This window comes from uncultured Brachyspira sp. (assembly GCF_944390595.1).
In the GTDB taxonomy this organism is placed as follows: Bacteria; Spirochaetota; Brachyspiria; order Brachyspirales; family Brachyspiraceae; genus Brachyspira.
This window is the reverse complement of sequence record NZ_CALXRN010000136.1, coordinates 1-10,753: the sequence shown is the minus strand read 5'-3', so window position 1 is coordinate 10,753 and position 10,753 is coordinate 1. Positions and strand designations below refer to the sequence as shown.

Sequence of the window (10,753 nt, the reverse complement as noted above, 5' to 3'; positions counted from 1 at the left end):
AAGCAGAATGATACTGCCCGGCAAAATATGAATTAACTATTTTAGAGGTTTTTATCTCTATTTGTCTAACTGACTTTAATAATTCTTGTGAACTTATACTATTATCTTTAAACATCATCAACCTATTCTTTTATTATGGACAATATTATATACTAATAAATAAAAATCGCCAGCCTTATAAAAAGACTAGCGAGTGAAATATAAATATTTTAACTGATTCTTAAAATTAACTATTGTCTTTTTTTAATCTCTTAACCAAATTTATACACATGAAAATCATGAGGAAAGAGAAAGGAACACCTGCTATGATAGCGGCAATCTGAACGGTAGTCAAAGCATACGCTCCTCCTACTGTAAATAAAACCAATGCTATTGATGTAACTAATATAAGTAATACTATCTTAAATTTATTTGAAGGATGTTTTTTTGAAGAAACATAGTCTGATAATACTATTATACCAGAGTCCAATGATGATATATAATATGTAGCAACTAATACAGTAGCCATTATAGTAGCAAAGTTAGCTAATATACCTATATTCATATTTTTGAACATAGCAAAAATTCCGCTTGAATTCTCTACAGCAACAGCAGCTGCTATAGCTCCGGAACTTTTTATATCATAATAAATTGCACTTCCTCCCATTATACAAGACCATATTATAACGAACAAAGAAGGAACTAAAATAACACCTATCATAAAATCTCTTATAGTTCTTCCTTTTGATATTCTTGCTACAAATCCTCCTGTAAATGAAGCAAATGCAAATGTCCAACACCAAATGAATACAGTCCACCAACCGCTCCAACTATCCTGCCATTTTATAAAACCTTCAATCATAGAAGTTGAATCTGTATAAAATCCCATAGGAAATAAATTAAATAAATAACTTCCTAGTGACTCTACAAACAAAGAAAGTATAAATATTGTAGGTCCAAATAAAAATACAAAGGCTAATAATACTAAACTAAGTATTGTATTGGTTTCACTAACTATTTTTATTCCTCTATGTATACCAGTTGACATTTCTAAACCAACTATAACAGCTAATGATACTATAATTATTATATGATGCAATAATGTTATTTTTATATTAAACAAATTTTCTAAACCAGATGCAAATTGTACTATAGCGAAACCAAAAGATGTAGACAAACCAAGAACTGTAGTCAAAATGGCAACTGTTTCTACAACTATAGCCAAAACATTTCTAGTTTTTTCTGGGAATAATTCCAAAACAGTATCTCTGTATGTTAAAGGTTTTTTTGAGTTATGGAATGAATATGCCATACAAATAGAAGCTATACAATATATAACCCAAGCATGTATTCCCCAGTGGAAATATGTCCAATTCATGGGATGTCCTATGTTCTCAAGAGATCTTGCGGTAGCAAATTTACCAGAATCAAAAAACATTATTGGCTCTGCAACCCCCCAGAATATCATACCAACACCCTGTCCGCAAGCATAAAGCATAGAATACCAAGCAAATCTGTTAAATTCCGGCTTGGCATCTTTACCACCTAACACTACCTTACTATAACGACCTAAAGTAAGCCATATTGAAAATATCAATAAAATGGAAGCTAATAATACAAAATACCAATTCAAATATTTTGTAACTAATGTTCTTATGTAATTGATTACATCTGAAGTTGCTTCTTTAAAAAACAAAGCTAGCAAAACTATTAATACAACTATAATGCTGCTTGCCAATTTAATAATAAAATCTATTTTATACCTATTATCTTCAAAATTATTATTTTCCATAATTTTATCCCTTAATAATCATATAGAATATTCTTTTTTTAATGCCTCTGAAATTTTTTCAACGCAAACATTGTATAATATTTCACCTTTCTCTTTGTTGGCATTTTTAGGAGATGATAAACATCCTGATTTAGGAGTTCTTTCTGGAATTATTGGATATATATCATACAAAGGAAGATCAGCTGGAGCTAAATCTTGTACTCTATTCATATCAACTAAATCTGGATATAAATAAAGCATTAATGAAGTTTCCATTACACCAGCATGTTCTAAAGCCCATCCTGTAAAACCATCCGGATATAATTTATCAATAGTTTCTTCAGGAACAAAATCCCAATATGATAATAAAGCTATTTTTACATCTTTATATTTTTCATCAAGAGCCAAATCTATAGCTTCCATTAAAAATGAATTATTTTCAAAGTGTCCATTTATTAAAATTATGTTTCTAAAACCATGTCTGGCATATTCTTTTATAATATCTTTTACATATGATATTAATGTATTTCCAGAAATACTAGTTGTTCCAACTAAATGGTATCCGCCTCCGGATCTTTGCTGAGATTTAGCAGCATAAGAAACAGGATAAGCCACAACAGCATTTATTTTTTCTGCAATTCCTTTAGACATTGAAACTGATAAATTAACATCAACATTCATTGCCATATGAGGTCCATGCTGCTCTATAGCTCCAACAGGAATTATTATTGTTTTATTTCCATTCTTTATTTTATCTATATATGTAAAAGCATCCATTTCATGCATTAATACTGTTTTTGTCATAATTATATTCTCCTTAAAATAATATATATTTCATGAATTCGAATATAACTAAATGGGGTATATATATATATTCTGCATATAAAATTATAATTAATATCATGCGATATAATTGAATATTTAATTTGTGAATTTATACTCATATAAACCCCCATTAGATAATTTCTACTAAAATAGGGAATAATATTCTTTAATGAAGTGAATAGAGTATTTAAATTTAAATAAATTATTGGAATATAATTGCAAACAAAAATATTTTGCAACAAAAATAGACTTTTATGTTTTTTTAAAACGCAATAAAATTTTATTAAGAATAAATTATTGGCGAGATTCGAGATTATATCATCAATATATAATGCTAACATATCCATATTAATATTATAGTATCTTTATGGAGATCATTACGGCGGAGCTAAATACCTAAGAGAAAAATACGGGGCTAAAGTTGTTCTTACAAAAACAGACACAGATTTAATGTATAATTTAAATACCGGAGCAAATTCTCCTCGTTCTCCAAAAACTAAAGTTGATATTTATTCAAAGGATAAAGATATAATAAAACTTGGAGATACAAGCATAACCATACTAGAAACTCCTGGACATACAGCAGGATGCACATCTTTTATATTCCCTGTAAAATATAAAGGAAAAGAATATACTGCTGTACTTTGGGGCGGAACAGGACTTCCAAGAGATAAAGATTTAATACAAAAATACAAGGAATCAGCTGAATATTTCAAAAAAGAAGCTGCAGCAAGAAATGCAGAAGTTTCATTAACAGCACATCTATTTGCTGATAATGGATATGCCAATTTAGAAAAAGTAAGAAATCTAAAAGAGGGAGAACAAAATCCATTTATTATGTCAAAAGAAAATATGGAAAAATATTTGAATGGATTGATAGAAAAAGCAAAAAAATAACATAGTTTAATAAAATATAAATACGCCTTAACAAAAAATAAAATATATGCTATCATAAACTATATATGTATGACGGCATATATTTTTTATTTGGAGGTTTATTTATTAATAATATAGGATACGAAATTTGCTATACTGCTAGAAAAATATACCAGTACATAGGAAAGCAAATAAATGAATTTGATATTACGCCTGAACAGTTAATAGTATTAAAAGAACTCTTAAAAGAAGAAGGAATATCTCAAAAAGAATTATCATTAAGGCTTGATAAAGATCAAAATACCGTTAAAGCTATGATAGATAAATTAGAAATAAAATCTTTTATAGAAAGAAAAGAAAATAAACTTGATAAAAGAGCTTTTTCATTATTCCTCACAAATAAAGCAAAAGAGAATATACCTATTATAGAAAGTTATGAAAATAAAGTTTTAGAAAATATAGTCAAAGAATTAAATCAAGAAGATACTGATAAATTTATATCAATATTAGAAAAAATCAGAAAAAATATATCAGATGTATAGGGTAAGGATAACTTATATATTAAAGAATTATCCTTCACCTCAAAATATAATTTATTGCTGGAATAAAACAGCCTTAAAATTTCTTCCTATATTATCAGCAACTTCATAATAATGATTAGCTGCCTTCTCTTCAAATACTTCATTCAAACATTCCTTGAATAAATTAAGCCAAACATCAAAAAGCTTAATATCAAAAGGCAATAAATTAATATGAGGCTGAACAGGATTACCCATATATAAATTTTTATTCAAAAGCATAGTTTTCCAAAACTTAGCTATTTTTTCTTTATGTCTTTCCCAAGAAGCATCGTCTGTACCAACTGCTCCATTAAATATAGGACCTAATTCTTTATGAACTCTTATTTTGGCATAGAAAATATCCATTAATTTTTCTATTCCTTCTTCATTTATTTATGTATATTTCATAATTATTATCCTTAAACACCATTTTAACTATATTATATAAATAAATAAAATTAATTACAACTTAAATAATTACTTAGGTTTAATGATAAATTTATCGTTACTTTCATTAACCTCATAAAAATTACTATTATTAAAATCGTCTATAATACCATAAGCATTATTTTTTGGTAATATAAAAATCTTATTATTATTTTTTATAAAATTATAAGCTCCAAAAGCAAATCTGCTTAATGAAGCTATTATATGATTGCACTTACTCATTAAATAAAAGTCTATATAACCCTTATCATTATCATTACCATCTACAAATTCATAATCGAAATTTGAAAAATCTTTTTTAAATATATTATTTTTTACATAGTCCATATCATTAGAAAAAATAAAAAATTTAGGTTTTAATTGCCCTGCTTCAGAAACAATAGTATTCATAGCATTCATAAAATAGTTATTATCAATAGATTTAAACTCATTTGATAAATCCCCAAGCCTTATATGTATGGCAACAGGGCATGAACAAGAAGTTATTTTTTGATATATATCAATATTTTTAGCATCCAATTTTGGAAACAAATATTTATCAAAATCAAATATATTATCAAACAATTCTTTATACTTTAAATAAACAGAAATTTCCATATATCTCGAAGTCAAATAAATATATCTTTTTTTGTACAAAAGACTGTTAAGCTCATTAATATTAAGAGGAAATAAAGTAAAATTAAACAAAGAAGAAAAAATATTTATTTCTTCTTCTGTAGCAATTTCAAAAGGTATATTAGGAAAAACATTCGTTAATTCAAAATTTCTACTATTTTTACCAATATTATCCATACCATAATCTTTATACCATGAATTATCATATTTAACTTTTATATCATATTCTGTATTTATATATTTTCCAATAACATATGTGAATAATTGATCTGTAAATCCTCCTGCCATCTTAATAATAACACATTCTGCCTTTTTGTTATCTATTGTATTATAATGATCTATAAAACAGGATAATTTCTTTTCTATATTATAATTTTTATTTACAATATAAAAAAGAATCTCTATCACACTATTTCTAATTTTTTTAATTGGAATAAACCACACAAAATTATTTATAGCATTTTCTATATTTTTATCCATTTATACAATTCCAAACAGGTATTTCTAATAAATGATATAGAAAAATATGTAAAATATATATTAAGACTTGACTTGACTTGACTTGACTTGACTTGACTTGACTTGACTTGACTTGACTTGACTTGACTTGACTTGACTTGACTTGACTTGACTTCAAGTTAGAATATTTGAAATTTAAATAATCTAATAACATAAATATATTATATATCACCAAATATTTTTGTCAATAAAAAAGCATATAGACAAAAAATATCTATATGCTTTATTTATATAAAACTAATTATTACTTTTTAGTATAATCATAGAAACCTTTTCCAGTTTTTTGACCAAGCATTCCGCCTCTAACCATTTTTCTAAGCAAAGCACTAGGTCTGTATTTAGGATCTCCTGTTTCTTTTTGTAAAACTTCCATAATAGCAAGAACTATATCAAGTCCTATTAAATCTCCTAAAGCTAAAGGTCCCATTGGATGATTGGCACCTAATTTCATAGCATTATCAATGCCTTCAGCAGAAGCAACACCCATAGCATATAGGTCAATAGCTTCATTAATCATAGGTACAAGTATACGGTTTACAACAAAACCAGCAGTTTCATTAACTTCTACAGGAGTTTTACCTATCTCTTCAGATATTTTTATAATTTTTTCAGCAATTTCTCTAGGAGTATTAAGTCCTGAAATAACTTCTACTAATTTCATAACAGGAGCAGGGTTAAAGAAGTGCATACCTATAACAGGTCTGCCTATTCCGGCACCTATTTCTGTAATAGAAAGAGAAGAAGTATTAGATGAGAATATACAATCTGGCTTACAAATAGTATGAAGTTCTTTGAAAGTCGTTTTTTTAACTTCCAAATTTTCAAAAGCAGCTTCAACTATTAAATCACAATCTTTACAAATATCTTTTAATCCTGTAGTAATTTTAGCTAAAATTTTATCAGCATCAGCCTGTTCCATTTTTCCTTTAGCTACTCTTCCTGCAAAACTTTTAGCAATTCTATCCTTACCGCCTGCAGCAAATTCTTCTTTTATATCGCATAAGCAAACTTCATAACCTTCTGTTTGAGCAAAAGCCTGTGCTATACCAGAACCCATAGCACCAGCACCAATTACACCTACTTTCATTTTTTAACTCCTTTTTTATTATTGACAGCTATAATCAGCTTCATTAAATATAAACTTAGCATATAGCTTTATAAAATATTATTTATTAATAAATTTTTCAACTTTTCTTTTTTCTAAGAAAGCTTTCATACCTTCTTTTTGATCTTCTGTTTCAAAACAAGCACCGAATAATTTTTCTTCTATAACAATAGCCTTATCCATATCAACTTGTAAACCTTCATTAATAGCTTTTTTACTATTGCGTACAGCTATAGGAGCAGCAGCGGCTATTGATGAAGCTAATTTTTCAGCAGCTGGCATAAGTTCAGCCTGAGGATAAACAGCATTAACAAGTCCTATTCTTAACGCCTCATCAGCTTTAATATTTCTACCGGCATAAATCATTTGTTTAGCCATACCTATACCAACTATTCTAGGAAGTCTCTGAGTACCGCCGAAACCAGGAGTAATTCCTAAACCAACTTCCGGCTGACCGAATACTGCATTATCAGAACAAATACGTATATCGCAGCTCATAGCTATTTCACATCCGCCGCCTAAAGCAAAACCATTAATAGCAGCTATTACCGGTATAGGGAAAGTTTCTATTTTTCTAAATACATCATTACCTTTTTTACCGAAAGCCTCTCCTTCTGACTTAGTAGCTGTGCTCATTTCTGATATATCAGCACCAGCAACGAAAGATTTTTCTCCGGCACCTGTTAATATCAAACATCTTATATTGTTAATATCAACAGAATCAAAAGTCTTACTTATCTCATCTAAAACTTGTGAGTTCAAAGCATTTAGAGCTTTTTCTCTGCTGATAGTAATAATACCAATCATCCCTTTCTCTTCATATTTTATGAATTCCATCTATATCTCCTTAAATCAAGTTATTATCATCTGAAGATAATTTTATATTAACCTTTGTATTGAAATTATAAATACAAAGGTAATATAAAATTAATAACCTTAAATTAAATAAGGTATTTACATTATTAAACAAACTCAAAACAATATTATATTAAATATATAAACTCAAAAAACTAAGCCTATTATATTATTCTCTCTCTACAATAGTAGCACAGCCCATACCGCCGCCGATACAAAGAGTAGCAAGTCCTCTCTTAGCATTCTTAGCTTCCATTTCATGAAGCAAAGTAACTAAAATTCTGCATCCTGAAGCACCTACTGGGTGTCCTAAAGCAATAGCTCCTCCATTAGGGTTAAGCTGTTTTTCTACATCTATACCTAATTCTTTACCAACTGCAACTGACTGAGCAGCAAAAGCCTCATTAGATTCAATAATATCAAAATCTTTAATAGTCAATCCTGTTTTAGCCATTAATTTTTTAGTAGCTGCAACCGGTCCTATACCCATAATTCTAGGCTCAACACCGCCTAAACCGCCTGCAATCCAACTAGCCATAGGTTTAATGCCTAATTCTTTAGCTTTTTCTTCACTCATAACAACAACTGCAGCAGCTCCGTCATTAATACTTGAAGAATTACCTGCTGTTACTTTTCCGCCGTCCGGTTTGAATGCTGGTTTTAATTTAGCTAAAGTTTCTACTGTAGTACCTGCTCTAGGGCCTTCATCCTTATCAAATACTATATCGCCTTTTTTAGTTTTTATTGTAACTGGTACTATTTCTTTATTAAATGCACCGGCTTCCTGAGCTTTAATAGCTTTCTGCTGAGAATTAGCTGCAAATACATCTAATTCTTCGCGGGTAAGTTTCCAATCATCGCAAATATTTTCTGCTGTTATACCCATGTGATAATTATTAAATGCATCCCAAAGAGCATCATTAACCATAGTATCTATTACTGTATTATTACCCATTCTATATCCATAACGTGCATTTTTTAGAGCATAAGGAGCTAATGACATGTTTTCGGTACCGCCTGCAACAACTATATCAGCATTGCCTGCAGCTATCATATTAGCAGCCATATTAACAGCATCAAGTCCTGAACCGCATACAACATTAATTGTCATAGCTGGTACCTCTACAGGAAGTCCTGCTTTTATTAAACATTGACGTGCAACATTCTGACCTAATGATGCTTGTATTACACAACCCATATACACCATATCTACTTGATTTGGTGCTACTTTTGCTCTATTTAAAGCTTCTTTTATTACTATTGAACCCAATTCAGCAGCTGGAACTGTACTTAAAGATCCTCCCATGCTGCCTATTGCAGTACGGCATGCACTTGCTATAACTATTTTTCTAGACATATTCTAATCTCCAAAAAATTATAATTTTTACCGCATTTCTATTTATAATATTAATACGTTGCTTTTAGTATAGTACATTTTTTTTTCAATTTCAATTAAATATTATATTTTTTTATTATACCTAACTATAGTATAGAATGTAATTAATAATGATTTACTGTATATAAATAGCATGATATTCATTTTTATTAATTTATATGATAATATATATAAAAAAAATTTGGTTAGTTTAATAATATGAATAAAAATATAATGAAATTACCGCAATCTGTAGCTAATCGTATAGCTGCAGGAGAAGTTATAGAAAGACCCGCATCAATGCTTAAAGAACTGCTTGAAAATGCTGTAGACTCCGGAGCCGATAACATTGAAGTATCGGTAGAAGAAGCAGGCATTAAATCTATGATTGTAGAAGATAATGGAAACGGGATACGTTTTGATGAGCTTCCGCTTGCTATTACACATCATGCAACAAGCAAAATACATTCTATAGAAGATTTAGATTCAATATATACACTTGGATTTAGAGGAGAGGCTCTAGCTTCTATATCAGATGTTACAAATTTAGAAATTGTATCAAAAAATATAGATGAAGATAATGGAGGAAAGATAATAGTTGAAGGAGGAAAAATAATAGAGCATAAACCAGCAGCTGCTTCACAAGGAACAAAAATTATAGCTAAAAATCTATTCTTTAATATACCTGCTAGGTACAAATTCTTAAAACATATTTCAAGAGAATTTTTTCTTGTTAAAGAAGTTTTTGATATGGAAGCATTAGTACAGCCTAATATCTCTATGAAATTAAAAAATAATGGTAAAGTTGTAAGTTCATATATTAAAGTTGATTCTCTAAAAGATAGAATTGAAAATTATCTATCTGACAGCAATGTATTTAGAAATTTAATAGAAATTGAAATAGAAAAAGAAGATGTATCAATATATGGTTTATTTTCAAATTCTAAAATAAGCCAATCCATGAGAAAGAATAATTTTATATTCTTAAATAAAAGACCTATAGAAAACAGAGTTCTTGCTTATGCTATAAAAAATGCATATTCAAATGCCATACCTAAAGAAAGATATCCTTTTTTCTTCCTATATATAAATATTGACAGCAGTAAAATAGATGTTAATGTTCATCCGAGTAAAAAGGAAGTTAGAATAAAAAATGAAAGAGATATTTCTGGAATATTATATAATGCTATAGCAAATAATATAAATTCCGGAAATAATTTTGATTCTGTTAATATAGAAGTTGATCTTGATAAGGATATTACGCCTACATTTCCTATGCAGAATAATAATTATACATCTAATACTTCAAATTATAATACAGAATCAGCAAATGAAATAAAATATGAGAATACAAATTATTCAAATAATAACTATGCTCAATATGATTTAAATATAGAAAACAATGATAATATAAATGACAATATAATAGAAGAAAATAATATTAATAAGGAAATAAATTTAAATAACAATAATTTTAACACCAATAATATAGAATTTGGAGAGTACACGAGAGCTATAGGACAGGTATTCTCATCGTATATAGTAGCTGAACGTGGAGGAGAAATGTATATAATAGATCAGCATGCCGCTTATGAAAGGCTTAATTATGAAAGAATATATAAAACTCTTATGTCAAAAAAAATAGAATATGAAAAACTCCTTATACCTTGTGAAATTGAGTACAGGGATTATGAAATTGATATTTTAAATGCCTCAAAAGAATCTATAGAATCATTAGGAATAAAATTTGAAGCCAATTCAAAACATAGCATTATAATAGAAGATATACCAATATACATTCCTAGAAATCAAAAAATTGAAAAAAT

The 10,753-nt window shown here is 28.3% G+C and carries 9 protein-coding genes and 1 pseudogene; 3 read left to right on the top strand and 7 right to left on the bottom strand.

Features of this window, described 5'->3' with window-relative positions:
* Positions 1-226 precede the first annotated feature (226 nt).
* Positions 227-1,771, bottom strand: coding sequence for a BCCT family transporter (locus Q0J90_RS08135; RefSeq protein WP_297277430.1), 1,545 nt, complete (start codon positions 1,769-1,771; stop codon positions 227-229).
* Between the two features lie 18 nt (positions 1,772-1,789).
* Positions 1,790-2,554: a creatininase gene (locus tag Q0J90_RS08130; protein ID WP_297277429.1), complete on the bottom strand. Its 765-nt coding sequence runs from the start codon at positions 2,552-2,554 to the stop codon at positions 1,790-1,792.
* 405 nt (positions 2,555-2,959) lie between these two features.
* On the opposite strand from Q0J90_RS08130, the pseudogene Q0J90_RS08125 reads away from it, so the two are divergent.
* Positions 2,960-3,472: pseudogene (locus Q0J90_RS08125) on the top strand (MBL fold metallo-hydrolase); the annotation flags it as partial.
* A 65-nt stretch (positions 3,473-3,537) separates the two neighbouring features.
* Positions 3,538-3,993, top strand: coding sequence for a MarR family winged helix-turn-helix transcriptional regulator (locus Q0J90_RS08120; protein ID WP_297277427.1), 456 nt, complete (start codon positions 3,538-3,540; stop codon positions 3,991-3,993).
* Positions 3,994-4,044: 51 nt separating this feature from the next.
* Here Q0J90_RS08120 and Q0J90_RS08115 read toward each other — a convergent pair whose 3' ends face one another.
* From Q0J90_RS08115 to Q0J90_RS08095, 5 genes are all read right to left on the bottom strand, one after another.
* Positions 4,045-4,377, bottom strand: coding sequence for a group III truncated hemoglobin (locus Q0J90_RS08115; protein WP_297277426.1), 333 nt, complete (start codon positions 4,375-4,377; stop codon positions 4,045-4,047).
* 111 nt (positions 4,378-4,488) lie between these two features.
* On the bottom strand, positions 4,489-5,553 hold the full coding sequence (locus tag Q0J90_RS08110; protein ID WP_297277425.1) for an alpha-1,2-fucosyltransferase: 1,065 nt from the start codon (positions 5,551-5,553) through the stop codon (positions 4,489-4,491).
* A 283-nt stretch (positions 5,554-5,836) separates the two neighbouring features.
* The gene (locus Q0J90_RS08105) at positions 5,837-6,679 is read right to left on the bottom strand and encodes a 3-hydroxyacyl-CoA dehydrogenase NAD-binding domain-containing protein (protein ID WP_297277424.1); all 843 of its coding nucleotides are present in this window, start codon (positions 6,677-6,679) and stop codon (positions 5,837-5,839) included.
* Between the two features lie 78 nt (positions 6,680-6,757).
* Positions 6,758-7,534, bottom strand: a complete 777-nt coding sequence (locus tag Q0J90_RS08100; RefSeq protein ID WP_297277423.1) for an enoyl-CoA hydratase-related protein — start codon at positions 7,532-7,534, stop codon at positions 6,758-6,760.
* Between the two features lie 187 nt (positions 7,535-7,721).
* Complete coding sequence (locus tag Q0J90_RS08095; RefSeq protein WP_297277422.1) at positions 7,722-8,909, bottom strand: acetyl-CoA C-acetyltransferase; 1,188 nt, start codon at positions 8,907-8,909, stop codon at positions 7,722-7,724.
* Between the two features lie 237 nt (positions 8,910-9,146).
* Between Q0J90_RS08095 and mutL the strand changes: the two genes are divergently transcribed.
* On the top strand, positions 9,147-10,753 hold a 1,607-nt coding region (mutL, locus tag Q0J90_RS08090; protein ID WP_297277421.1), incomplete at its 3' end, for a DNA mismatch repair endonuclease MutL.